We start from the raw sequence: 24,553 nt of genomic DNA on the forward strand, positions 1-24,553 counted from the left end.
GACCAACGATAGCCCGCAAACAGGCAAACAACGTGGTCATAAGAAAAATCCTACAAATCAAATGGATACAATTCATTCCTGCTTTGTTTTTCCTATTGGTCTCTCCGGCCACAAGTGATACCTTTCTATAATAATTTGGTGTGGAATAATTTCATTAACCATCCGCATAGCTAATTGCTGACTTTTCAGGGTCAATACACAGGTATATTTATGACGCTTTATGATATTAAACCGCGATTTCAGGCGCTGTTGCGACCGTGTTTGGCCTGGTTGTATCGGCGGGGGATTACGGCGAATCAAGTCACATTATTTACTCTGATTGCTTCAGTGCTGGTGGGCGGCTTATTGGCGTTATTCCCATCACGCATGATGTTTATTCTACTCCCCGTGTTTCTCTTTTTCCGTATGGCGCTGAATGCGATTGATGGCATGTTAGCGAGGGAGTTTAACCAGCAGTCACGCCTCGGCGCGTTGCTCAATGAGATTGGCGACGTTATCTCGGATATTGCGCTCTACCTGCCGTTTGCTTTGCTGCCTTATGCGCGTCCTGAGTGGGTTATCTTGGCACTGTTTCTGGCTTTTCTGACGGAGTTCTGCGGCATTATGGCGCAAACGCTGGGGCAGCCGCGAGGTTATCAGGGACCATTGGGAAAAAGCGATCGCGCCCTGTTGTTCGGCGCTTATGGGTTAGCAGTTGCTTTGTGGCCTGTCGCTTTAACCTTTTCCGCATGGCTGTTCGCTTTAGCATCGTTGTTATTGCTGTGGACATGTATCAACCGCTGCCGGGCAGCGCTAAAGGGCGAGGCATAATATGGACTCGAGACTTGCTATCAGTCTGATGGTTATTTTTGGTCTGTTGGCGCTTGCCAGCGTGATTATCGTGATATTGATGCTGCGTTACCCGCAAAAAGAGTGGTTGGAGTTACGTCAGCGCATCACCAGTTGGTGGTTGATTATTATCGTTTTCACTGTAGCGATGGTTAGCCCGAAATGGCTGTCACTGGTTATCTTCGGTTTCATCAGTTTTCTGGCGCTAAAAGAGTTTCTAACACTGATATCAACCCGCCGCTCCGATAATATCCCACTGTTATGGATGTATTTGGCTATCCCAATTCATTATCTGTGGGTCGGCATAGGGTGGTACGGCATGTTCGTCATTTTCATTCCAATTTATGCATTCTTGTTCCTGCCCGTCAGGATGGTGCTGATTGGTGACACCAAAGGGTTCCTGCACGCAGCATCAAATATGCATTGGGGATTGATGACCACCGTATTTGCCTTGAGCCATGTGGCATTCCTGATGGTACTGCCTGGCCCTATTGGCACGCAGGGGGCACTGCTGGTGGTATTCCTGGTTGCGTTGACCGAACTGAATGACATAGCTCAATACCTGTGGGGGAAATCACTGGGCCGCATCAAAGTCACCCCCAGCGTTAGCCCGAATAAGACATTGGCCGGTTTGTTGGGGGGTGTGGCAACCACCATGTTGCTGGCGGCCATTCTGGGGCCGATTCTAACGCCGATGAATATCTATTTCTCTCTGTTGGCCGGATTACTTATTGGTTTGACTGGTTTCTGCGGTGATGTGGTGATGTCTGCGGTTAAGCGAGATCTTGGGGTGAAAGATTCAGGCAAATTATTACCCGGCCACGGCGGTATTCTTGACCGGCTGGATTCGCTTATTTATACCGCGCCGCTGTTCTTCCATTTTATCCGCTACTTTTATTACTGAGGCTACACTGTGAACCGACTTTTGCGCTGGTGTTTTACACTTTGTGTGGCGTATCCGGTGGTGCTGGTATGGCTGGGGGTTTCCGTTTGGCAGCGCAAGCAGTTGCCGCTGAACGGCCCGGCAATTGTGGTGGCGAATCATAATAGCCATTTGGATATCCTGACGCTATTTACCCTGTTTCCGCTGTCAACGCTATCGCAAGTGCATCCGGTGGCTGCCGCTGACTATTTCCTCCGTAATCGTGCCATGGCATGGTTCGCGACCAAGGTAATCGGCATTATCCCGGTGGTGCGCGGTGGTTCGACCAAGGGCAATGATCCCTTAGCGGGTTGCATCGAGGCGTTATCAAACAACAAAATTGTTATTCTGTTCCCCGAAGGGACACGTGGCGAACCGGAGCAGTTTTCAGCGTTTAAATCGGGATTGTGGTATTTAAGCCGTCAGTTCCCCAGCGTCCCGATAACGCCGATTTATATGCATGGGCTGGGGCGGGCGATGGGCAAAGGGCAACACATTCCGGTGCCATTTTTTATTGATATCTATGTGGATAAACCTTTCTATTATCATGATGATAAACAGGTGTTTCGCACAGAATTGCAGCAGCGCTTTATCATTTTGCAACAACTTGCCACAAGGAAAATACCGTGACTCAAGGAAACCGTCTCGCGCAGGAACTGACGTTTAGCACCAGTGATAATGTTCCGTTATTCTACCGTTGTTGGCCTGCTGAGAGCGGCGTTGCCAAGCGGGTGATGGTGCTGTTTCATCGTGGTCATGAACACTCGGGGCGTCTACAGCATATTGTCGATGAATTGATGCTGCCGGATGTAACTTTTTATGCCTGGGATGCGCGTGGCCATGGTCAATCACCGGGTGATCGTGGTTATAGCCCAAGTCTGGCCCGTTCGGTGCAAGATGTTGATGAGTTTGTCCGTTTCGCCGCCGTGGATAGTGGTGTGCCGTTGCAGGACATTGTGGTGGTGGCACAAAGTGTTGGCGCGGTGTTGGTTTCAACTTGGGTTCATGATTACGCACCGAAAATACGGGGCATGATTTTGGCATCGCCAGCGTTTAAAGTGAAACTGTATGTGCCATTTGCCCGCCCAGGATTGGCGCTAATGCACCGCTTACGGGGTTTGTTCTATGTTAAATCCTACGTCAAAGGTAAGTTTCTCAGCCACGATGCATCACGGGTTACCAGTTTTGATAGCGACCCGCTGGTCAGCCGACCTATTGCGGTGAATATTCTGTTAGATCTTTACCGTGCGGCTGAGCGGATTGTGCAAGATGCCGCGGCCATTACATTGCCAACGCAACTGCTGATTTCCGGTGATGATTTTGTGGTTCATCGGGCACCGCAACTGAAGTTTTATCAGCGCCTAAGTAGCCCGGTCAAAGAACAACATATCCTACCCGGTTTTTATCACGACACCTTGGGCGAGAAAGAGCGGCATTTGGCATTCGATAAAATGCGGTGCTTTATTGAAAGCCTGTATACCGCACAATTGCCAACGCACAATTACCGCTACGAAGACCGCTGGAGTGCCAGTGCGGACAGCTACCGTGCACTGCAAGTGCCCCTGAAACCGTACTCCGCGGAGGGAATCTACTACTCTGCTTTGCGTTACGGTATGCAAACGTTGGGCCGCAGTGCAACTGGGGTGCGCTTAGGGTTTGAAACCGGTTTTGACTCTGGCAGTACGCTAGATTACGTCTATCGCAATCAGCCGCAAGGCACTAACAAGCTAGGGCGCTACATTGACCAGCAATACCTCAATAGTATTGGCTGGCGCGGTATTCGTAGGCGTAAAGTACATTTACAACAGACGATTCAACAAGCACTCCAGCAGTTACGAGATAAAGGCATGGCGCTGCGAATTGTTGATATCGCGGCCGGTCATGGCCGTTATGTGTTGGATGCGCTGACGAACCAACCTGATGTTGAGCAAATCCTACTGCGTGACTACAGCGACCTGAACGTGGAGAAAGGGCAGCAGATGATTGTAGAGCGCAATCTGGCCGAGGTGGCGCGTTTCGAGAAAGGAGATGCATTTGATCGTGACTCGTTAGCCAATCTGGCCCCAAATCCGACGCTGGCGATCGTTTCCGGTTTATACGAACTCTTCCCGCACAACGACATGATTCAGGCATCATTGGCCGGGTTGGCCGCGGCAATTCCTGTCGGCGGTATATTGGTTTATACCGGCCAGCCGTGGCATCCGCAACTTAACATGATTGCCCGCGCATTGACCAGCCATCAAGGTGGTCAGCCTTGGGTGATGCGGGTGCGCAGTCAGGGCGAGATGGATGCGCTGGTTGAACAGGCCGGCTTTGATAAATGTCATCAACTGATTGATGAATGGGGTATTTTTACCGTGTCGCTGGCGGTTCGCCGTGCCGATGTCTGAATCTGATATTCGCTCGCCACGCAAGTCACTGTGGTGGCGTGGCGCATTATGGCTGCTGTTGCTGGCCCCGCTATTTTTTATTAGCTACGGTCAGACCAACCACTTTACGGCCAGCCGTATTGGGGTTGGCAGTGTGGTATATGATTGGGAGCAGCAGATCCCTTTTCTGCCATGGACCATCGTGCCCTATTGGAGCATTGATCTGTTGTATGGTTTGTCGCTGTTTATTTGCACTTCACAGCAAGAGCAGACGCGTCACGCGCTGCGGTTGGTAATGGCATCACTGGTGGCGTGCCTGGGTTTTCTGCTGTTCCCACTAAAATTCAGCTTTATTCGCCCAGTAACCGACGGGCCGTTCGGTTGGCTATTCCAGCAATTGGAAATGTTTGATTTACCCTACAACCAGGCACCATCGCTACATATTATGCTGGCATGGTTGCTGTGGCTACGATTCTGGCCGCACTGCAAAGGGGTATTCCGTTGGTTGATGAGTGGTTGGTTTGCATTGATTGCAGTCTCGGTGCTCACGACCTGGCAGCATCATGTGATTGATCTTGTTACAGGGCTGGCGGCAGGTGTGGTTGTCAGTTATCTGGTCCCGATAACGGGTGGCTGGCGTTGGCTACCGCCTTGTCGTTCATCGCTGAAACTGGCTTTTTACTATGGTGGCGGTGCCTTATTGGCAACTGGGCTGGCAGGGTGGCTGGGCGGCGGATGGAGTTTACTGTGGTGGCCGGTGCTGTCACTGCTGGCTGTGGCTGTGGGTTATTGCGGCTGGGGGGCTGATGTATGCCAAAAGCGCGCTGATGGCCGGATCTCACCCTCAGCCCGGCTGCTATTATGGCCTTATCGGCTAGGAGCCAGATTGTCGATGTATGGGTTCACTCGCCAGCTTCCCTCGGTAATTGCGGTGGCTGATGGGGTATTTATTGGCAGTTATCCGCGATCCGACATATTGCCAGCAAGCGTATTGGATGTGACGGCGGAGTTTAGCCGCAGTCGTTACAGCCAGGGTAAACCTTATAGATGCTGCCCATTGATGGATTTAGTGGTGCCCGAGCAACGGCAATTAATGCAGGCGGTTACGTTACTTAATCAACTGCATCAGCAACATGGCACGGTGCTGGTTCATTGTGCTTTGGGCATGTCTCGCAGCGCACTGGTGATTGCTGCATGGTTGCTTGATCAGGGGCGGGTTGCGACGCCATTGGCGGCCGCTGAATTATTACGACAGGCCCGGCCGCAAGTGGTGTTACAGCCACAGCACTTACGGGCGTTGGCAGTATGGCAACAAAAGGAAACATCATGCTCAACCGGCCAATAGCGGGTCAGGTTCTGACTATTCATCTTGCCAGTTGGCGTTATCTGGCCGCACTGACGGTACCACCGATAGTCTTTGCCTTATGGGGCGCGGATAGTCCGGTCGCTACGTTGCTCTTGATGCTCGCGGGTATCACCCATTATTACTGTTGGCGCTTATGGCTTGATGAGCGGTTATTTGCCTTGCTGTATGCCAACTCAGCGCAAACTGAGGATTTTGATGCGGCGTTACAACATGTATGGCGTAGCAAGCCTATCAGCGGGCGCAGCCTGGACTCTCGCTGGCAGGGCGCTCGGAAATTGCTACAGCGCGCTATGTTCAGTGCGTTACTCTTGTGGTTGGTCATGGTGATAGCACCATTAACTGACCTGTTCTTAGCGCGTTAAATCCTGAAAAAGCAGGCCGTGTCGCCTGCTTTTTTTTGCGTAAAATTTAGATAGTGGGTTCCTGATTACCTAACTGTGTGATCACCAGTTCCACCTGTTGTTGCTGCAACAGTGCGGCCAGTTGTGACGGGGGAGAAACATTGGTAAACAGCGCTGTAGCTTTGGCAACATTACCAATTTCGACGGCGGCGGAGGCGTGGAACTTGGTATGATCGGCTGCCAATAAGATGTGGCGGGAATGTGCCATCATCGCTTTCACCACTGTCGCCTCATTAACATCAAACTCCAGCAGGCTGCCGTCGCTATCAATTGCTCCCATGCTGGTAATCAGATAGTCGGCGCGGAAACCTTCAACGAAAGAGACCGCACTGGGGCCAATAATGCCACCATTATTTGGTCGTAGCGTACCGCCTGGCACCATCACTTCAAAATCGGTATTTTTATATAAAATGTGTGCCACCCTCAGGCTATTAGTAATAATCCGCAGGTGGCTGTGATTTATCAATGCGCGGGCGATATGTTCAACAGTGGTACCAATAGTGATAAACACCGTTGAACGATCGGGAATGTAATCAGCAATCGCCTCAGCAATGGCCATTTTCTCTTTAGTATATGAAAGCTCTCGCTGTTCAAACGCGGTATTCACGACGCTAGACGCTCGCCCGGCTCCCCCGTGATGACGGGTAATCAGCCCTTGTTCGCTAAGCTTACGGATATCGCGACGCACGGTTTGAGTCGAAACATCCAGCAATTGTGCCAATTCATCAATATTCATATAGCCACGACTGGCGATCAGTTGAATCAGTTGATCGTGGCGTGGGTTACCGGTTAGTTCGGTCAGACTCATGCTTTGCTCTCTCTCATTCATCATACTATTGTTTATTTTATACAAAATGCGTCAGGAAAGAGTCAGTTTGATCACAATCAGGTATTCCGGCCCGCCCACCGGGGCGGGTACATTTTAATGCCGCCACGGCATTAGCATAGCGCACTGCCGCAGTAATTGTGTGTTGTCGGCCCAGCGTTACCGCCAATGCACCATGAAAAACATCCCCCGCACCGGTGGTATCGACCACGACTACCTCAAATCCCGCCTGATGTTGCTGTTCGCCATTCTCCAGCCAATAACAACCCTTTTTACCTCGGGTGACATACACCTGTCCGTTTGTGTCACTGGCGGCTAATAAGAGCGCAGCGTCAGTGTCATTTTTGCCCGTCATTCGCTGTAAACCCGGCTCGGAGAAGACCGCGTGGTCCGCAAGAGCGACCAACGGGCGGATATCTTGCGGCGTGACATCAGCATCAAGTAGGGTGGTGATACCGGCTTGGCGGGCCAGTGTAAATGCGGTTAGCGCCCCCTGATGCCAACGGACATCCGCCAACACGACATCATAGTGGCTGAAATCTATCCCCGTCAGCCATTGGGCATCTTCTGGCAGGTCAGGACTGGGATGGTTAATGATGATGCGCTCCCCATGATGGTCGACCAAGACCGCCGACTGCGATGAACGGGCATTGGCGTAGCGGCGGCTAAGGGCGGTATTTACCCCATAGTGTTCCAGCTCATCGAGCAGAGTATTGCCCGTGGCATCATCACCTACCCGGCCAATAAAATCGACTTGCGCGCCCAGTCGAGCCGCCGCTACCGCTGCTGTTGCCGCAGGCCCTCCACCAATCTCACGATAATCATCCGCCACATATTTACCGCCGCTATCGGGCAGTTTTGCCAGGTAATAGAGGCGGTCCTGCACCGCAATTCCTACACATGCAATCCGGGTCATGGTTTCAGTTCCTTGGTTAGCCAAAAAAGGGCTGTTGATCACGATGTGACCATTTTAATTCGTTCAAATGTTAAAAGAGTGACGAATGTCAATTTTTTGACCATAAATTACAAATACGATCAAAAACAGACAAAATATTCCAATCAAGTGACGAAAAATGACATCAGGTGACAGGAGAGAATAATGGCACAGGTAGCATTCATCGGGTTAGGGCAAATGGGATCGCCCATGGCGCGTAACCTCATTAAACACGGGCATCAATTGCATGTTTTCGATACCAACCCCGGCGCGGTAGCGGTGTTGGCTGCGCTGGGTGCCACGCCATGTGGTAACGCAGGGCAGGCCGCCAAAGGAGCAGAGTTTGTTATCACCATGCTCCCTAACGGAGAACTGGTGCATGACGTGCTGTTCGGCAACGACGGCGTTTGTAGCCGCTTGTCACCAGATGCACTGGTGATTGATATGTCCACTATCCATCCATTACAGACTGACCGTTTGGCGCAACAGATGCAGGCCAAAGGGTATGGTTTTATGGATGCGCCGGTGGGGCGTACCTCTGACCATGCACAGGCCGGCACCTTATTGATACTGGCGGGGGGAACGCAAGCGCAGGTTGAGCGGGCAACGCCATTGCTGATGGCAATGGGATCTGAACTTATCAATGCGGGCGGGCCGGGGATGGGGATCCGCGTGAAGCTTATCAACAACTACATGAGTATTGCGCTCAATGCGTTGTCGGCGGAGGCCGCCGTGCTATGCGAAGCACTGGGACTGTCTTTCGATGTCGCACTGCAAGTGATGAGTGGCACTCCGGCGGGTAAAGGGCATTTCACTACTACGTGGCCAAATAAGGTGCTGAAGGGGGATTTAACGCCAGCGTTCATGATTGATTTAGCACATAAAGATTTAGGTATCGCTCTTGATGTGGCTAACCAATTGCACGTCACCATGCCGATGGGGGCTGCTTCCCGCGAGGTTTACAGTCAGGCCAGAGCCTGCGGGCGCGGGCGCCAGGATTGGAGTGCCATTTTACAACAGGTTCGCAGTCAGTCTGGTCTGCCAACAACCGAATGATTTCCGATTAATTGATTGTTTTTAAAGCGGCTGTTATCAGCACGCAGAGGGAGAGAAAATGTCTTATGTATCCGGTAATACCTTGATTCAACACGCATGGCAGCATGGCTATGCCATCGGCGCTTTTAGTGCCCACAATGCGGAAACAATCCGTGCGATCTTGCTGGCTGCCGAAGAGGAGCAGGCGCCCATCATGCTGCAAATTGGGCAGAAAGTGATTAGCGTCATGGGGTTAAAACCCATGAAAGAGATGGTTGATGCCTTTATGCACGACATTAGGGTACCGGTCTGTATCCATCTGGATCACAGCCGTAGTTTTGAGCAGACCATGGCGGCGGTTCAGGCCGGTTTCCAGTCGGTGATGTTCGATGGCTCTCACCTGCCATTCGATGAAAATGTGCGTATTACCCGCGCGGTGGCAGATGTCGCTCATGCCTTGAATATCGGCGTTGAGGGTGAAATTGGTAAAATCGGTGGTACTGAAGATGATATCTCAGTTGACGAAAAAGATGCCCTGATCACCGGTTGCGATGAAGCGCTACAGTTCGCCGAACTGACCACCGTTGATTATCTGGCGGTATCGATTGGTACCGCTCACGGAATGTATAAGCAAGAGCCGAAACTGGCATTTGAGCGGCTGCAAGAAATCCGCGAAATCGTCAAGAAACCTATCGTATTGCATGGCGGCTCTGGGGTGCCGGATGAGCAAATTCGCCGCGCGATTACCTTGGGGGTTGCCAAGGTCAATGTCGATACCGAGCTGCGTCAGGCCTTTACCCAAGGGGTTAGCGAAGTATTGCATCAATCACCAGAGGAGTATGTCTTGGCGGTTTCTCTGGGCCACGGGCGTGATGTGATGAAACAAAAAGTGATTGAAAAAATCCGCTTGTTTGGCAGCCAGGGGAAAGCCGCTGCTTTTGCTGGCTAATCCTTTCTATCTATCGTACGGCATGGCGTTTTGCATCTGAACGGGCAGGCGACTAAAGCCGTACGAAATACGAGGTTGAGTGTATGACGACAATTCAACGCCAGCAATTTGGCGAGCATCAGGGGCAGGAAGTTTCGCTGTTTACACTAACTAACCGCAATGGTATGCGGCTCTGCGTGACCGACTACGGTTGTATCATCACCCAACTTTGGGTGCCGGACCGCCACGGGCAACTGGAGGATGTGGTGATGGGGTTTGATGATTTGACCTCCTATCAGGCCGGTCATCCGTTCTTTGGTGCCATTGCCGGTCGCTGTGCCAATCGCATTGCGGGTGGGCGCTTTAACATTGACGGGCAAGAGTATCTGCTGGCAACCAATGAACTGCCGACCGGGCAGCATTTGCACGGTGGCCTGCGCGGTTTTGATAAGTATGTCTGGCAGGCGCAGGAAGAGGGCGATGGTCTTATTTTTAGCCGCACGTCGCCCGATGGCGAAGAGGGATATCCGGGGAATTTACAGGTGCGCCACCGTATCGGCCTGACGGATGACAATGTCATGACCTTCAGTTTCGAGGCGCAAACCGATAAGGCAACCATCGTCAATCTGGTGAATCACAGCCATTACAATCTGCGCGGTCACACTCATTTAATTCACGACCAGCAACTGAAAATTGACGCTGACTTTATCACGCCAGTGGATGAAAGCAGCATGCTACCGACCGGCGAGATTGTCCGTGTTGCAGGCACTGCATTTGACTTTCGTAATGCCCGCCGCTTGGGTGATGCGATGCAACAGCGGCCAGCGCAGGATTTTGACATCAACTATGTGCTGAAAAAAAACGATTTATCGCAGAAAAATAGCACCACTCTGCAACCAGCGGCCACGCTGATTTGCCCACATTCAGGTCGGGTGATGGCGGTTCATACCACCTTGCCAGGTATTCAGTTTTATAACGCATTCAAGCTTTCTAACAAGGTATGGAATGGCAAAGCAGGGCATCGCTATCAGGCATTTTCAGGAATATGTCTGGAGACACAGGCCTTCCCTGACAGCATTCATCAGGGGCACTTCCCCGATGTCATTCTGCGACCAAATCAAAATTATTCTAGCTACACCGAACACCGTTTCAGTGTTGTCGCTTGAGCTGCGCCAACCGATAAGTCATTAAATTCACTGGAAGCAATATGATGAATAAAAAAGCAAAAGTGGGCGTGTTGGCCTTGGGTCGTAGTACTTTTGATGTGCCGTATGCGCAGGAAATGCTGGCGCAGGCGTGGAATACCCTGAGAGCAATGGATATCGAGTTGATTGGGGAACCGGCATTACAGTTTGATGCCGAGTCTGCGTTACAAGCCTTGCCCGCGCTGAAGCAGGCCAACCTTGATTTACTGCTAATTTTACAGGTGACGTTTACCGATGCTTCGCTGACCTGTGAAGTGGTGCGTGACTTCCCGGTCCCAACAGCTATGTGGTCCTTCCCGGAGGCTCGTACCGGTGGCCGTTTACGGCTCAACTCCTTCTGCGGGGTTAATTTGGCCTGTCATGCACTGAGCCGCGAAAATATCAAGGTCCAGACTGTTCATGGCCTGCCGGATGATGCCCATGTGGTCAGCGAGCTACAACAATTGGCGCAGGCTGCCGCGATCGTCAATCGTTTTAAGTGCGCCAAAGTGATGGTAATAGGCGAACATCCACTGGGGTTCGATGCTTGTAACTACAACCAACAACAACTGACACAACACTTTGGTGTCAGCGTTGATCGCCAACCCGTGTTGGAATTTATCGATGAAGTAAAAGCGCTACCGGACAGTGCCGCCGATGCACCCTATCAGCGCCGCGCTAAAGATTTCCCGAATTTGGCGGAAATGGACCAAAGTGCGACCTGTAAAACGCTGAAAGTCTACTCAGCGTTGCGTGAGAAAGCGCAACAGAAGGGTTACTCCGGTATTGCGGTGCGCTGCTGGCCAGACTTCTTCACCGATTATGGTTGTGCTGCCTGTGGCGCATTGGCGCTGATGAATGAAGACCTCGTTCCGTGTGGCTGCGAGGCTGACATGTTCGGCGTGCTCTCGTCATTAATGGCGCAGTGGGCTTCTGGTAGTGCCGCGTTCAATACCGACTTGGTCGATATCGACCCGGTGAGCAACAGTGTGGTGTTCTGGCATTGTGGTCAGGCACCGATTGAAATGGCTGATCGCGACGGGCCGGTGCAAGCCACCATCCACTCCAACCGCAAGTTACCCCTGCTATCCGAGTTTGCCCTTAAACCGGGCCGCATCACCCTATGCCGTATTACGCAGGGTGAAGGCAAGTTGCGTCTGATGCTGGCAGGCGGCGAGATGATCAAAGCTCCGCTGGCGTTCTCTGGCACTGCCGGGACGGCAAAACTGGATATCGATGCTGATAGCTATCGTCAACGGCTACTGGATGCCGGTATGGAACATCATACCTCGCTGGTCTATGGCGAGCATCGCCCGCTGCTGCGCAAGGTGGCTCGTTTACTCAACCTTGAGGTGATTGAGCTGACCTGATAGGGCAACCATTCTGATAATAGGGGTTCTGATGAAAGTTAAGAACCCTAACTAAATCAACAGTATTTATACTTTTTGGGGATTTTTATTATGACTTATCAAGCGGGCAACCTGCCGGGAGTGGTATTGGTTGAGCACGATGGCGGTTTCACTCTTTCATTCCAACAACGTTTGTTACTGCAACACAGCGCACAAACACCGTGCCTGTGGATTGGTCGGGGTAAAGCGGACATTGATATGTTCCGTGGCAATTTCAGTATCAAAGATTGCTTGAGTGAAAAACTGGCATTGACCGATGCGGTTATCACCCCACAACAGCAGGGGTGGGAGATTCAATTTAGCCGGGGAGAGGTAGCCCAAGCCACATTACATATTACCTACGACGCGGCCGGGCGGTTGGAGATGTCCCTGCGCAATGGTGATAAAGAGAATAACCGAATGTGGCTACGGCTCGCCGCGCAACCGGAGGACCATATCTACGGCGGTGGTGAACAGTTCTCCTATTTCGATCTCCGTGGCAAGCCGTTCCCACTGTGGACCAGCGAGCAGGGGGTGGGGCGCAACAAGCAAAGTTATGTTACCTGGCAGGCCGACTGTAAAGAGAACGCGGGCGGTGACTATTACTGGACCTTCTTCCCGCAGCCCACTTTTGTTAGCAGCCAAAAATACTACTGTCACGTTGATAACAGTTGCTATATGAATTTCGATTTTTCAGCCCCTGACTATCACGAACTGGCGATTTGGCAAGACGTAGCGGTGCTACGGTTTGAGTGTGCTGACAGCTATATCGGTCTGTTGGAGCAATTGACCGCATTATTGGGCCGCCAGCCTGAGTTACCGGATTGGGTATATGACGGCGTGATTCTGGGGATTCAGGGCGGGACCGAGGTGTGCCAGCAAAAGCTGGAGATGATGCGTGAGCATGGGGTGAAAGTCAGCGGTATTTGGGCGCAGGACTGGGAGGGCCGTCGCATAACATCTTTTGGTAAACGCCTGATGTGGAACTGGCGCTGGGACAGCGACCTCTATCCTGAGCTGGATAAACGTATTGTGCAATGGAAGAAAGAAGGTGTGCGCTTCCTCGGCTATATCAATCCCTATGTGGCGATTGAAAAAGAGCTGTATGCCGAAGCGGCAGAGAAGGGCTATTTGACCAAAGACTACAGCGGCAATGACTACCAGGTGGAGTTTGGTGAATTCTATGCCGGGGTGGTTGATCTGACCAAACCGGCGGCCTACGACTGGTATAAGGAAGTGATTAAAAAGAATCTGATCGCGTTTGGCCTTGATGGCTGGATGGCCGACTTTGGCGAATACTTGCCGACCGACACCGTGATGGACAATGGTGTCGATGCTGAAATCATGCATAACGCCTGGCCCGCGCTGTGGGCCAAATGTAACTACGACGCCCTGGCCGAAACCGGCAAATTAGGCGAAATATTGTTCTTTATGCGGGCCGGTTATACCGGTAGCCAAAAATACTCGGTGATGATGTGGGCTGGGGACCAGAACGTGGATTGGAGTCTGGATGATGGGTTGGCATCTGTTATACCTGCGGCGTTATCACTGGCAATGACCGGTCATGGTTTGCATCACAGCGATATTGGTGGTTACACCACGTTATTTGAGATGAAACGCAGTAAAGAGTTGTTGATGCGCTGGTGTGAATTCTGCGCCTTTACCCCCCTGATGCGTACTCATGAAGGTAACCGCCCGGATGATAACTGGCAGTTTGATAGCGATGTCGAGACTATCCGTCAGTTTGCCCGGATGACCCAAGTCTTTACCACGCTGAAGCCGTATATCAAACAAGCCGTGGCGCTTAACTCACAATCTGGCTTGCCGGTAATGCGCCCACTGTTCCTGCATTACGAGAATGATGCTCACACCTATGGCCTGAAATACCAGTATCTGTTTGGCCGTGATCTGTTAGTTGCACCGGTATATGAAGAGGGGCGCACCGATTGGACACTCTATTTGCCATCAGACAACTGGATCAATCTGTGGACCGATGAATCACACTGTGGCGGGGCTGATGTAACTGTCGCGGCACCAATGGGACAGCCGCCGGTGTTCTACCGGGCGAGCAGTGAATGGGCTGAATTGTTTGCATCATTACGGGCGTTATAACACAGGCAGAGGCCCGCGGGTGGCGGGCCTCTCAGGAGAGTGACATGAGTGAAATACATCAAGATCCAGTAAAATTGACACTGCCGCTGCGCGAGAAATTCTCCTACGGGATTGGCGATGTGGGTTCAAACTTACTGTTGTGTGTGGGTACATTGTACTTGCTTAAGTTTTATACGGATGTGTTGGAAATCCCCGCCGCCTGGGGAGGATTAATCTTTCTAATCTCGCGTTTCTTTACTGCATTCACCGATATTGGTACCGGTGTCATGCTGGATAACCGCCGCAATATCGGGCCAAAGGGTAAGTTCCGCCCCTTTATCCTCTATGCATCGATGCCGGTGGCCTTGCTGGTGGTGGCTAACTTTATTGGTACCTCATTTAGTATTACCGGTAAAACCATCACGGCTACGTTGATCTTTATGAGCTTTGGCCTGTTCTTTAGCATGATGAACTGCTCATACGGTGCAATGGTTCCCGCCATGACCAAAAACCCACAAGAGCGAGCTCAGCTTGCCGCATGGCGTCAGGGGGGGGCAACCGTCGGACTACTATTGTGTACCGTCGGTTTTGTGCCCATTTTGTCGCTATTTGAAGGGCAGGCGCAGACCGGTTATCTGGTGGCTGCATCCATCTTCGCTTTTGTCGGCATGCTGTGCATGTGGTGGTGTTATTCCGGCGTCAAAGAACGTTATGTCGAACTGCCAAAACCGGGAGCAGCCAAACCTGGTCTGTTGCAATCATTCAAAGCCATTACTGGCAATAAGCCGTTGTTTGTACTCTGTATTGCTAATCTGTGCACCTTGGCTGGTTTCAATATCAAACTGGCGATTCAGATCTATTACACCCAATACGTACTCAACGATGTCACGTTACTGTCATACATGGGCTTCTTCAGTATGGGATGCATCTTGCTGGGGGTGCTGCTGGTACCGACGGTGGTGAAACGCTTTGGTAAGAAAAACGTCTATCTGGGGGGACTGAGCTTGTGGATTCTGGGGGATGCCATGAACTACATGTGGGGCAGCACCTCGACTTTATTTGTTCTGTTCTCTTGCCTGGCTTTCTTCGGCACCGCTTTTGTGAACAGCCTGAACTGGGCGCTGGTTTCTGACACGGTGGAATATGGTGAGTGGAAAACCGGCGTGCGTTCAGAGGGGACGGTATACACCGGTTTCACCTTCTTCCGTAAGATTTCCCAAGGGTTAGCAGGTTTTTTCCCCGGTGTCATGCTGGCGTATATCGGCTATGTGCCTAACGTGGCACAGGGAGAAAGAACGCTGGAGGGGCTAACGCAGCTTATCTTCTTGTACCCATGCGGGTTGGCGATACTTACCGCACTGACTATGGGGTTGTTCTACCATCTGACCGAGAAAAATTACATCAAGATTGTCAGCGAGCTGGAAGAGCGCAAACGCGATGTCAGTCCGGCAATCTAGCCTTGATCTGTTTAATCAGATGAATTAACACCACCAAAACCCTACAACCCGCTTATGGCAGGATCCGGTGCGAGTGAGATTTAACCGGAGGTAAGCGGGTTAAAAAATAAAAAGGACCTGTCAGATGCCGAATTCAACTTACCAGGACCCGGTAACACTTCGATTACCGCTGCGGGAAAAAATAGCTTATGGGATGGGCGATTTTGGTTCTAACCTGATGCTGTGCATCGGGACACTTTATTTACTGAAGTTTTATACCGATATTCTGGGGCTCCCGGCTATTTACGGTGGCGTGATTTTTTTGATTGCCAAGTTCTTTACCGCCTTTACCGATATGTTTACCGGCGTGCTATTAGATTCTCGCCGTCACATTGGTGTGAAAGGGAAGTTCCGGCCATTTATTCTGTATGCCTCATTACCTGTGGCGTTGTTGGCTGTCGCGAACTTTCTCAATACTGGCTTTAGTCTAAATATCAAAACGGTATTGGCAACAGTGCTGTTTATGTTATTCGGTTTATTCTACAGTCTGATGAATTGCTCTTATGGTGCGATGGTCCCGGCAATGACCAAAAACCCAAATGAGCGCGCACACCTGGCAGCCTGGCGACAGGGTGGGGCGACGGTAGGGCTATTACTGTGCACGGTCGCTTTTATGCCAATTCAACTGCTGTTTACGTCCTCGCCTGAGATAGGTTATCTGGTTGCAGCGCTAATATTTGTCACGTTCGGCCTGGTCTGCATGTGGTGGTGTTATTCCGGTGTCAAAGAACGCTATGTGGAACCGGTATCGGTACACCATAAACCGGGTATTTTTAAATCATTCTGCGCCATCTTTAAGAACCCGCCGCTATTAGTGTTATGTATTGCCAATCTGTGCACGTTGGCAGCATTCAATATCAAACTGGCGATTCAGGTTTATTACACTCAGTACGTATTGCAGGATATTCATTTACTGTCCTATATGGGTTTTTTCAGTATGGGCTGTATTTTGATTGGCGTATTGCTGGTCCCCACGGCGGTGAAGTATTTCGGCAAGAAAACCGTCTACCTTAGTGGCTTAATGTTATGGGGCATGGGGGATGTACTGAATTATATCTGGGGCACCAGTTCGGTCAGCTTTGTTGCATTCTCCTGTATGGCCTTTTTCGGTACTGCATTTGTCAACAGCCTGAACTGGGCATTAGTCTCCGATACGGTGGATTATGGTGAATGGAAAACAGGTATTCGCGCAGAAGGGTCGGTGTATACCGGCTATACCTTCTCGCGAAAAATTTCTGCCGCACTGGCTGGATTTCTGCCCGGTATCATGCTCACTCAGATTGGTTATATTCCCAATGTTGCCCAATCGGCATCAGTATTGGAGGGGTTACGCCAATTGATTTTTATTTACCCTTGCACTCTGGCAATGATTGCAGCCATAACCATGGGGCTATTTTATAAGCTCAATGAGCAGCGCTTTGTTAAAATTATTGCTGAATTGAATTTACGTAAAATGGCTACGCCGGGGTGATTTCTATTTTTTAGTAGTAATAAGAAATGCTATTAAATATAGAGTAATGTGACGTTAAAAACTGGCATGTTGTTATTTTGATTGTGTTATTCCTCTACCGGTTATTTATGGCAGAGGAATAGCCATGATAACTATTTGTCATTTTTCATGATGTAAGAAAAATAATAAACCTTCATTTATTGTTATCAATAGGGATTTGTCATGAATAAATATAATTCAATTATCTTGATTACCTCGTTGGTTTGCTCTGCCAGTGCCTTTGCCGGTCGAGCTTATGTTGAAACCCGGGCAGCATATAATACGGCCTCTGAGCTGCATGAAGTTATCCTGCGCGGTGGGTATAACTTTGATAATGGTTCCGGCTTGATGTTAACGAATGCTTATAACACAGGGAAAATGGATCAATTCAAACATAGCTATAACGAACTGGAGGGTTGGTATCCATTATTTCGCCCGACAGATAAATTCACTATTTCCCCTGGCGGCTTAGTGAACTCCAATAGCTCAGGTTCGGGTGGTTCCGCCTATATGGATTTTAACTACAAATTCTTACCGGTATTTAATTTGACTGCGCGCTATCGTTATAACCACAATAACTATGAATCAAAAGATCTCAATGGTCATTATGCTCACAATGACACCCATGAGTTTGCCACTTATTGGAATTTCAAACTGACTGATGCGTTGTCATATACTTTTGAACCTCATTACTTTGTGCGCGTCAATGATTTTCACGGTAAAAATGGCAAAAGTTCTCACTGGGAAATAACCAATAAATTCAGTTATAAAATTGACACTCACTGGATGCCCTATTTTGAATTGCAATGGTTGGATCGTTGGAATGAATACAACAGCGAGCAATATCGTTTCCGCTTAGGGTTACGTTACACTTTCTGATCGATAATGAGATTGTTATCACAAAAAAGACGGCACAGTAATGCGCCGTCTTACTCTATCAATACCCGCCATACTTCAAGCTGCATGTGTGTTGGCTGCGCTCGTTACTCGGCCCATCCTTGGGCCTCGCCTGTGCGAAGCCGCTGCAAGCAGCGTTCAAACCTGCTCCCGACCGATTTGTATCTCGCTTGCCGTCTTCCTGCAACTTGAATTATTTAGGGTATATTCTGACAACTGAAAAGGTTAGCGGTCTTTCTTCTTACCAAAAATCCTCAGTAACGCGCCAACGGCACAACCAATAACCACACCCAATATGACCCATTCAGTAAACGACATAATCAGACCTTTTGATTTGTTTGGTCTGATTATATAAATTATTCCTCACTTGTCCATGTCAGGCCACCTCTGTCCTTACAGCTTTGCCAGCATCTCGCGGGTGACTAATACAATGCCACTCTCTGAACGATAGAAACGACGGGCATCTTCATCTGCATTTTCGCCAATCACCATCCCCTCGGGGATAGTACTCGCACGATCGATTACACAACGGTGTAGACGACAAGAGCGGCCCACATTGACGTCGGGTAGCAATACGCAAGAATCAATATTGCAGAAGGAGTTGACCCGCACTCGGGAAAATAGCACTGAGTTGACCACCACTGAACCGGAGATAAAGCAGCCGCCGGAAACTAAGGTATTCATGGTCATCCCGTGACTGCCAGAACGATCCTGAACAAATTTCGCCGGTGGTAAGGGCTCGGCATAGGTACGTATTGGCCAATGAGGGTCATACATATCCAGCTCGGGTGTGATAGCTGCTTGATCAAGGTTAGCCTGCCAGTAGGCATCCAATGTTCCTACATCACGCCAATAATCAGGGGCATCGGGTGATGTTGAGACACAAGACAGTGAGAACGGATGCGCCCAGACATGACCTTGTTCAGTAATTTTCGGCAAGATATCTTTGCCAAAATCATGGCTACTGCCTTTATCGGCGTGATCGCTTTCCAGTAAATTGAACAGGAACTCAGCATTAAAGACATAAATTCCCATACTGGCCAGGCTGCGCTCGGGTTTGCCGGGTAACGTTGGCGGATCCTCCGGTTTTTCCCAAAACATTTTTACTTGTAGATCTTCAGACACTTCCATTACACCGAAGGCACTCGCTTCCTCTTTGGGCACTTCAATACAGGCTACGGTGCAGGCAGCGCCGCTTTCCACGTGATCCAACAGCATGCGGGAGTAGTCCATTTTATATATATGGTCCCCGGCGAGGATCACGACATATTCAGAACGATAACGGCGGATAATATCCAGGTTCTGGAAGACGGCATCAGCGGTGCCGGTATACCAGTGCTCTTGTCCTTGGCGCTGTTGTGCAGGTAACAAATCAACAAACTCGTTCATCTCTTCACTGAGAAACGACCAACCATGCTGAATATGTTGCACCAAGGTATGAGACTGATACTGCGTTATTACGCCGATTCGGCGAATACCTGAATTGAGGCAGTTAGAGAGTGCGAAGTCGATAATGCGGTATTTTCCGCCAAAGTGAACTGCGGGTTTCGCGCGAACGGACGTAAGATCTTTAAGGCGTGAGCCACGGCCTCCTGCAAGAATCAGTGCTACGGCTTTGTTTGGAAGTTGTCTGGCCGACATGACTCTGTCGATATCGCCTGTTTTCCGCATGTCAGACTCCTTATGATGTGTATGTATAGCTGCCGGATTACGGGCTATATTCTCCAATCCTAATGTGCCAAATGCTTTTATGCGCTTAATGCTTTTCGGACAATGGCCGGAATGATAAAGCGGATTTGTACCCTCCCTCCTTTCAATATAAATATCGTTAATGACATAATCGGCTAATTATGGTTCTAACACTGAGAAGCGAATCAAGTTTAGCGCCAATTGACATAATTTTTTGCTCTATAGCACTTATTAGCACTCCTACTGTTTATTGCTTTCGCACATTGTGGGGGCGTCGATCGTCGACCATACTCGTTGAGGCAAAAATATTCGTAGTTTTAATAAGGATATAAAATTATGACAGTAACAGTAGATAGTCTGCGATTATCCGCACTGGTTTTGATGCTAAGTAGCAGCGCGATTAGTGCCGCACCGGTTGCTATCCCGCCTACCGGTTACACATTGGAGCGCGTGGTTATTTTGAGCCGCCATGGTGTCCGCTCGCCAACCAAACAAACACAGTTAATGAATGATGTAACCCCCGACAAGTGGCCGCAATGGCCGGTCGCCGCAGGATACTTAACCCCCCGAGGTGCACAATTAGTAACATTGATGGGCGGATTCTATGGCGATTACTTCCGTAGCAAAGGGTTACTCGCGCCAGGGTGCCCAACTGACACGGCTATCTATGCGCAGGCCGATGTTGATCAACGAACGCGTTTAACCGGGCAGGCATTTCTTGATGGAATAGCACCGGGGTGCGGCCTGAAAGTACATTATCAGGCTGATTTGAAAAAAGTGGATCCGCTGTTTCACCCTGTCGACGCGGGGGTGTGTAAGTTAGATTCGACACAAACCCATCAGGCTGTTGAGGAGCGACTAGGCGCGCCATTAAGTGAACTAAGCCAGCGCTATGCTAAACCCTTTGCCCAAATGGGCGAGGTATTGAACTTTGCAGCATCGCCTTACTGTAAGTTACTGCAAAAACAAGGAAAAATCTGTGATTTTGCCCAATTTGCAGCGAATGAAATCACGGTGAATAATAGTGGGACAAAAGTCTCGCTCAGTGGACCATTGGCGCTATCATCAACCTTGGGTGAGATCTTCCTGCTACAGAATTCACAAGCGATGCCTGATGTTGCCTGGCATCGGTTAACGGGAGAAGAAAATTGGATCTCGTTATTATCGTTGCATAATGCGCAATTTGATTTAATGGCCAAAACACCTTATATCGCTCGTCATAAGGGCACTCCATTATTGCAACAGATCGAGACCGCACTCGTCCTTCAGCGCGATGCTCAGGGACAAACACTGCCGTTATCACCACAAACCAAAGTTCTTTTCCTTGGTGGGCATGATACGAATATTGCCAATATTGGCGGAATGTTGGGTGCCAATTGGCAACTACCACAGCAACCCGATAATACACCGCCCGGTGGAGGGTTAGTCTTTGAGCTATGGCAGAACCCAGATAATCATCAACGCTATGTCGCGGTGAAAATGTTCTATCAAACCATGGAGCAATTACGAAATGCTGAGAAACTAGATTTGAAAAACAATCCGGCAGGTAGGGTTCCTGTTGCGATTGAAGGTTGTGAAAACAGCGGAGAGGACAAACTTTGTCAGCTTGAGACCTTCCAAAAGAAAGTGGCTCAGGCGATTGAACCGGCTTGTCATATTTAAATAACGCTGATCCGACGGGTGGTCATTAACACCCGCCGGATATATTATTGGCAGTTGATGATAATCAGTGTTGGCTAGGATTCCACTCTCTGCTGTTATAGTTGATGGCTACTATAGTTGCGTTGTCAAATAGTTGCGTTATCAAATGCCATAATCATATAAATAGCAAGGTTATATAAAAATGATGGGGCGACCTTTTTAATATAGGTGCCCCAGCGTATTAGTGCCACTGCTAATAAATTAGCTTTTCAATTTTCGCCAAGAAAATCGTATGTCTAAATCTATTCATTATATGTACTCACGACTATTAGCCTAATCTGACTAAATCGAAAGGCACGTAACGTTCACCTGTTTGCTGCAATTCAACTACTCTTTCCCGTTCGGCCTGTACTGGGGGCAGCCCGTCGGCATGGATAGCTTTTGCTATGTCAATCTCACCGGTTTGTGCGACCATTACACGTTTTCCCGGGATAATTTGGTTTCTGTTTCTGTCATAGACCTTAACCATATTAACCTCCAATCGCTATCTGATCAGATTCCATGATTATAAGCTATATAATAAAACTGCTATCTAAAATCACAAACAGAGCAATAATATACCCTATATGGATTGTGCTCAATGAGGCTAATCTATTTACCTCAAGTAAAACTATTGCGGAGTTGGCTTACATAACGTGAGAAATTATATTTATTTTTTATCGAGGATCAAGCTTAACAATGATTTTTTTTTTGCTAATTTACTCGCGATATAACCGGTGCAGCTTGGCAATGATATCTTTAATCAGTAATCCGCCGTGTTGGCGGATTAGTGGAATATCTGTATAGATTATATTAGTGTTTTCTGTGTCAATGATTCCAGTATCTTTAGCGGGGATTGCTCAGGGTGTTTCATACCGGTAACCGGCAATAGGAAAGTTTGTTCTAACATATATTGCCCTCCCATTGCGGCATGGGGGGTTTGATCAGAAAAACAGATCCAACTGCTGCCCGATGGGAAATCAATCGCTTGTTGTAGGCCATTCTTCTGATAATCCAAATCGGACTTCATTTTGTCGTGTAACTGAAGCATCAGATGGTCGTAATGGCTGCGACGGCGTTTAGTGATACCCACTTTATTTTGTAGCCAACTACTGATAGGGGAGTAGTCATCCAGTTGCGGTAAATAACGGCTGGCCAACTGGGTGAAATTTTCGCCAACACGCCATGACCGGGGTTCACCCTGAGGGTTGATATTGGTGAAGATACGGATGATGCGTTCGCCATAATTGGGGCGTGAAGGGAATGCATCAACATGTAGGCGGCTATCGTCTTTACGCCATGATGTGTTATCACGCCAGGCCGTAACCGGGTGTAAACGTAAACTATTGGTTGGGCTGTGCAGGGCAGATTTATACTCTGGCAATAGTTGATTAATTAAATTTAAGCAACGTTGGTAATAGCGTTCAAGTAACTGACGGGTTAAGGCAATTTTGCTTTCATCAGTGACACCCGTTAACGTGCCTTCCACTGGCTTGTAGCTGATATTCTTACGCTTAACATCAACTAATGCAGGGTTGAGCAGTTGTTTCTCCTGTTCACTTAGTGCAAAGGCCAGATGAGGTAAAAATAGCACTTTACCTTGTTCTAGAGCCTCAATAGCGCGGGCACTTTCTGTTTCACTCTGATCCCAACTGCTGTTGGGGAGTGTTAGAATCAATGACTCCGGCACCTGACTTAGGGTTTCACTGCTCATCAACTATCCATTTTTTTGATATCTATCTAATGGTAGGAAGCATAACTCTTTATTATAAATAAAGTGAGCCTGGAGGCATATATTTTAGATTTTTGTGCCCCTGATTGGCTGCATTAATGGGGGTAATCGCCGCATAATAGGGGATGATTTTACGATTGAGGTATGAATTTCGGCGTGTTCGGACCAATGGTCAGTGATGGCATCTAATTGCTCCAATGACTGAAGGTATAGACGGCTAATAAAGCAATCGTCACCGGTTACTTTGTCACACTCAACACATTCTGGTGTCTCCTGGATCATCTTTGCAACGCTATGCAGCATTCCCGTCAAGGGTTTGACCCGGACAATGGCTTGCAAGTTATAACCGAAAGCTCGCGGGTCTAAGTCTAGAGTGTAGCTGCGGATGATATTACGTTCTTCAAGACGCCGCAGACGTTCGGATGTACTCGGAGAGGAGAGGTCCACTTGTTGTGACAGATCTTTTAGAGATATACGAGAATTTTCCGCTAAAATAGCAATCAGTTGTTCATCAATTTTATCCATACCTATCAGCCTCTTTTTATTAGGAGCATTAACCTTATTATAGGCAACATTTTAGCGTATTAACGATATCTGCCTAACAAAACTAATAAGTATGCTGGATAAAAAGGCTACTTTGATATAACGATTAAAGCCCCATACGGGGCATAAGTGTTCTGAATACGGGTATTTACTGCCCAATAACTGACGAACTGGCTAACGAGGAGGTGACGTTTGGTTCATTAAACCGTGAGGGCTTTTTTTGTAAATAGGCCAAATCATAGACATCATAAAAATCTATTTCGCCTTTATTATTAATAATATGCTTAAAGCGAAGTTTAAAGTCATCACTGATATTCTTGTTATTTAATATTTCATCAATTGCTTGTGTTGATAACGCACGACTAAAGAACCACTCTCCGTTGTAGCAAACGCGTAAGTCAAGAATGCCAATATCCTCAAACTTAAATACAGGTTTGATTTCCATCATAAGGATGGCTGACATCAGGACAAAGAAAGCGGTAAATGCAATCATGTAGCCTGTGCCAAAGTATGGCGTTAAGTACATCAAAACTAAGACGAAAAAATATGACACTAGCATTGCCAGGCAAAGGTAGGGATGTTTGTAGACAAAATCGCTGTTAAATTTTAACCGGCCATCTCTTTTTTCTTTTTGATTTATTCTTGCGATGTCGTCAATTAATATTTTTTTAATTATGTCCATAATTATGACCTTGTGATTAATGACTCATAAAAATTAAACCATAATGGTTTGTTATAGATTAACATAGAAGATC

The 24,553-nt window shown here is 48.8% G+C and carries 22 protein-coding genes; 15 read left to right on the plus strand and 7 right to left on the minus strand.

Going from position 1 to position 24,553, the window contains the following annotated elements; genetic code table 11:
• Positions 1 to 210: 210 nt before the first annotated feature.
• Genes Q2T71_RS07520 through Q2T71_RS07545 form a run of 6 tightly spaced genes read left to right on the plus strand, consistent with a single transcriptional unit; the run spans position 211 to position 5,847 of the window.
• Positions 211 to 810 carry a CDP-alcohol phosphatidyltransferase family protein gene (locus tag Q2T71_RS07520; RefSeq protein WP_372558633.1) on the plus strand — a complete coding sequence of 200 codons (600 nt, stop codon included), beginning with the start codon at positions 211 to 213 and terminating at the stop codon, positions 808 to 810.
• 1 nt (position 811) lies between these two features.
• Entirely contained in the window at positions 812 to 1,732 is a 921-nt protein-coding gene (locus Q2T71_RS07525; protein WP_372558634.1) for a phosphatidate cytidylyltransferase, read from the plus strand.
• A 9-nt stretch (positions 1,733 to 1,741) separates the two neighbouring features.
• Positions 1,742 to 2,380 carry a lysophospholipid acyltransferase family protein gene (locus Q2T71_RS07530; RefSeq protein ID WP_372558635.1) on the plus strand — a complete coding sequence of 213 codons (639 nt, stop codon included), beginning with the start codon at positions 1,742 to 1,744 and terminating at the stop codon, positions 2,378 to 2,380.
• Positions 2,377 to 4,140, plus strand: a complete 1,764-nt coding sequence (locus Q2T71_RS07535) for a bifunctional alpha/beta hydrolase/class I SAM-dependent methyltransferase (protein ID WP_372558636.1) — start codon at positions 2,377 to 2,379, stop codon at positions 4,138 to 4,140. The genes Q2T71_RS07530 and Q2T71_RS07535 overlap by 4 nt, the downstream gene beginning before the upstream one ends.
• The gene (locus tag Q2T71_RS07540) at positions 4,133 to 5,464 is read left to right on the plus strand and encodes a phosphatase PAP2/dual specificity phosphatase family protein (protein WP_372558637.1); all 1,332 of its coding nucleotides are present in this window, start codon (positions 4,133 to 4,135) and stop codon (positions 5,462 to 5,464) included. The genes Q2T71_RS07535 and Q2T71_RS07540 overlap by 8 nt, the downstream gene beginning before the upstream one ends.
• Positions 5,446 to 5,847, plus strand: coding sequence for a hypothetical protein (locus Q2T71_RS07545; protein ID WP_372558638.1), 402 nt, complete (start codon positions 5,446 to 5,448; stop codon positions 5,845 to 5,847). Before Q2T71_RS07540 ends, Q2T71_RS07545 begins: the two co-directional genes overlap by 19 nt.
• Before the next feature lie 46 nt (positions 5,848 to 5,893).
• Here the strand turns inward: Q2T71_RS07545 and Q2T71_RS07550 are convergent, their stop codons facing one another.
• Both Q2T71_RS07550 and Q2T71_RS07555 read right to left on the minus strand, forming a co-directional pair.
• Entirely contained in the window at positions 5,894 to 6,694 is an 801-nt protein-coding gene (locus tag Q2T71_RS07550; RefSeq protein ID WP_372558639.1) for a DeoR/GlpR family DNA-binding transcription regulator, read from the minus strand.
• Positions 6,695 to 6,731: 37 nt separating this feature from the next.
• Positions 6,732 to 7,628 carry a sugar kinase gene (locus Q2T71_RS07555; RefSeq protein ID WP_372558640.1) on the minus strand — a complete coding sequence of 299 codons (897 nt, stop codon included), beginning with the start codon at positions 7,626 to 7,628 and terminating at the stop codon, positions 6,732 to 6,734.
• Between the two features lie 183 nt (positions 7,629 to 7,811).
• Between Q2T71_RS07555 and yihU the strand changes: the two genes are divergently transcribed.
• The 8 genes from yihU to ompL all read left to right on the plus strand — a co-directional run bounded on the left by yihU (position 7,812) and on the right by ompL (position 18,136).
• Positions 7,812 to 8,702 carry a sulfolactaldehyde 3-reductase gene (gene yihU / locus Q2T71_RS07560; protein WP_372558641.1) on the plus strand — a complete coding sequence of 297 codons (891 nt, stop codon included), beginning with the start codon at positions 7,812 to 7,814 and terminating at the stop codon, positions 8,700 to 8,702.
• 58 nt (positions 8,703 to 8,760) lie between these two features.
• Entirely contained in the window at positions 8,761 to 9,630 is an 870-nt protein-coding gene (locus tag Q2T71_RS07565; protein ID WP_372558642.1) for a ketose-bisphosphate aldolase, read from the plus strand.
• Between the two features lie 83 nt (positions 9,631 to 9,713).
• Positions 9,714 to 10,775, plus strand: a complete 1,062-nt coding sequence (locus Q2T71_RS07570) for an aldose epimerase family protein (protein WP_372558643.1) — start codon at positions 9,714 to 9,716, stop codon at positions 10,773 to 10,775.
• 41 nt (positions 10,776 to 10,816) lie between these two features.
• A complete protein-coding gene (locus tag Q2T71_RS07575) occupies positions 10,817 to 12,163 on the plus strand; it encodes an L-fucose/L-arabinose isomerase family protein (protein WP_372558644.1) in 1,347 nt (448 codons plus the stop codon).
• A 90-nt stretch (positions 12,164 to 12,253) separates the two neighbouring features.
• On the plus strand, positions 12,254 to 14,293 hold the full coding sequence (locus Q2T71_RS07580) for an alpha-glucosidase (protein WP_372558645.1): 2,040 nt from the start codon (positions 12,254 to 12,256) through the stop codon (positions 14,291 to 14,293).
• Between the two features lie 44 nt (positions 14,294 to 14,337).
• Complete coding sequence (locus tag Q2T71_RS07585) at positions 14,338 to 15,729, plus strand: MFS transporter (protein WP_372558646.1); 1,392 nt, start codon at positions 14,338 to 14,340, stop codon at positions 15,727 to 15,729.
• A gap of 124 nt (positions 15,730 to 15,853) precedes the next feature.
• Positions 15,854 to 17,239, plus strand: coding sequence for an MFS transporter (locus Q2T71_RS07590; protein ID WP_372558647.1), 1,386 nt, complete (start codon positions 15,854 to 15,856; stop codon positions 17,237 to 17,239).
• A gap of 201 nt (positions 17,240 to 17,440) precedes the next feature.
• Positions 17,441 to 18,136 (plus strand): porin OmpL, encoded by a 696-nt coding sequence (gene ompL / locus Q2T71_RS07595; protein ID WP_372558648.1) that lies wholly within the window; start codon positions 17,441 to 17,443, stop codon positions 18,134 to 18,136.
• A 411-nt stretch (positions 18,137 to 18,547) separates the two neighbouring features.
• Here the strand turns inward: ompL and glgC are convergent, their stop codons facing one another.
• Positions 18,548 to 19,825, minus strand: a complete 1,278-nt coding sequence (glgC, locus tag Q2T71_RS07600; RefSeq protein ID WP_083159188.1) for a glucose-1-phosphate adenylyltransferase — start codon at positions 19,823 to 19,825, stop codon at positions 18,548 to 18,550.
• 354 nt (positions 19,826 to 20,179) lie between these two features.
• Here glgC and Q2T71_RS07605 point away from each other — a divergent pair, with 354 nt between their 5' ends.
• The gene (locus tag Q2T71_RS07605; RefSeq protein ID WP_372558649.1) at positions 20,180 to 21,505 is read left to right on the plus strand and encodes an AppA family phytase/histidine-type acid phosphatase; all 1,326 of its coding nucleotides are present in this window, start codon (positions 20,180 to 20,182) and stop codon (positions 21,503 to 21,505) included.
• Positions 21,506 to 21,812: 307 nt separating this feature from the next.
• Here Q2T71_RS07605 and ydfZ read toward each other — a convergent pair whose 3' ends face one another.
• From ydfZ to Q2T71_RS07625, 4 genes are all read right to left on the minus strand, one after another.
• On the minus strand, positions 21,813 to 22,013 hold the full coding sequence (gene ydfZ / locus Q2T71_RS07610; RefSeq protein ID WP_372558650.1) for a putative selenium delivery protein YdfZ: 201 nt from the start codon (positions 22,011 to 22,013) through the stop codon (positions 21,813 to 21,815).
• Between the two features lie 318 nt (positions 22,014 to 22,331).
• The gene (locus Q2T71_RS07615; RefSeq protein WP_372558651.1) at positions 22,332 to 23,237 is read right to left on the minus strand and encodes a Kdo hydroxylase family protein; all 906 of its coding nucleotides are present in this window, start codon (positions 23,235 to 23,237) and stop codon (positions 22,332 to 22,334) included.
• 84 nt (positions 23,238 to 23,321) lie between these two features.
• Positions 23,322 to 23,780 carry an Lrp/AsnC family transcriptional regulator gene (locus Q2T71_RS07620; protein WP_083159185.1) on the minus strand — a complete coding sequence of 153 codons (459 nt, stop codon included), beginning with the start codon at positions 23,778 to 23,780 and terminating at the stop codon, positions 23,322 to 23,324.
• 166 nt (positions 23,781 to 23,946) lie between these two features.
• Positions 23,947 to 24,480, minus strand: a complete 534-nt coding sequence (locus tag Q2T71_RS07625; RefSeq protein WP_083159184.1) for a YlaC family protein — start codon at positions 24,478 to 24,480, stop codon at positions 23,947 to 23,949.
• Positions 24,481 to 24,553 lie beyond the last annotated feature (73 nt).

This window comes from Yersinia sp. 1652 StPb PI (assembly GCF_041538345.1).
Taxonomy (GTDB): domain Bacteria; phylum Pseudomonadota; class Gammaproteobacteria; order Enterobacterales; family Enterobacteriaceae; genus Yersinia; species Yersinia enterocolitica_E.

Excerpts from the sequence above, each read along its gene's own strand:
- Q2T71_RS07575 (WP_372558644.1), top strand. The coding sequence starts at position 10,817 with ATGATGAATAAAAAAGCAAAAGTGGGCGTGTTGGCCTTGGGTCGTAGT.
- Q2T71_RS07615 (WP_372558651.1), bottom strand. The coding sequence starts at position 23,237 with ATGAGCAGTGAAACCCTAAGTCAGGTGCCGGAGTCATTGATTCTAACA.
- Q2T71_RS07625 (WP_083159184.1), bottom strand. The coding sequence starts at position 24,480 with ATGGACATAATTAAAAAAATATTAATTGACGACATCGCAAGAATAAAT.
- Q2T71_RS07580 (WP_372558645.1), top strand. The coding sequence starts at position 12,254 with ATGACTTATCAAGCGGGCAACCTGCCGGGAGTGGTATTGGTTGAGCAC.
- ompL (WP_372558648.1), top strand. The coding sequence starts at position 17,441 with ATGAATAAATATAATTCAATTATCTTGATTACCTCGTTGGTTTGCTCT.
- glgC (WP_083159188.1), bottom strand. The coding sequence starts at position 19,825 with ATGCGGAAAACAGGCGATATCGACAGAGTCATGTCGGCCAGACAACTT.
- yihU (WP_372558641.1), top strand. The coding sequence starts at position 7,812 with ATGGCACAGGTAGCATTCATCGGGTTAGGGCAAATGGGATCGCCCATG.
- Q2T71_RS07620 (WP_083159185.1), bottom strand. The coding sequence starts at position 23,780 with ATGGATAAAATTGATGAACAACTGATTGCTATTTTAGCGGAAAATTCT.
- Q2T71_RS07605 (WP_372558649.1), top strand. The coding sequence starts at position 20,180 with ATGACAGTAACAGTAGATAGTCTGCGATTATCCGCACTGGTTTTGATG.
- Q2T71_RS07590 (WP_372558647.1), top strand. The coding sequence starts at position 15,854 with ATGCCGAATTCAACTTACCAGGACCCGGTAACACTTCGATTACCGCTG.
- ydfZ (WP_372558650.1), bottom strand. The coding sequence starts at position 22,013 with ATGGTTAAGGTCTATGACAGAAACAGAAACCAAATTATCCCGGGAAAA.
- Q2T71_RS07570 (WP_372558643.1), top strand. The coding sequence starts at position 9,714 with ATGACGACAATTCAACGCCAGCAATTTGGCGAGCATCAGGGGCAGGAA.
- Q2T71_RS07525 (WP_372558634.1), top strand. The coding sequence starts at position 812 with ATGGACTCGAGACTTGCTATCAGTCTGATGGTTATTTTTGGTCTGTTG.
- Q2T71_RS07550 (WP_372558639.1), bottom strand. The coding sequence starts at position 6,694 with ATGAGTCTGACCGAACTAACCGGTAACCCACGCCACGATCAACTGATT.
- Q2T71_RS07565 (WP_372558642.1), top strand. The coding sequence starts at position 8,761 with ATGTCTTATGTATCCGGTAATACCTTGATTCAACACGCATGGCAGCAT.
- Q2T71_RS07555 (WP_372558640.1), bottom strand. The coding sequence starts at position 7,628 with ATGACCCGGATTGCATGTGTAGGAATTGCGGTGCAGGACCGCCTCTAT.
- Q2T71_RS07585 (WP_372558646.1), top strand. The coding sequence starts at position 14,338 with ATGAGTGAAATACATCAAGATCCAGTAAAATTGACACTGCCGCTGCGC.
- Q2T71_RS07520 (WP_372558633.1), top strand. The coding sequence starts at position 211 with ATGACGCTTTATGATATTAAACCGCGATTTCAGGCGCTGTTGCGACCG.
- Q2T71_RS07540 (WP_372558637.1), top strand. The coding sequence starts at position 4,133 with ATGTCTGAATCTGATATTCGCTCGCCACGCAAGTCACTGTGGTGGCGT.
- Q2T71_RS07545 (WP_372558638.1), top strand. The coding sequence starts at position 5,446 with ATGCTCAACCGGCCAATAGCGGGTCAGGTTCTGACTATTCATCTTGCC.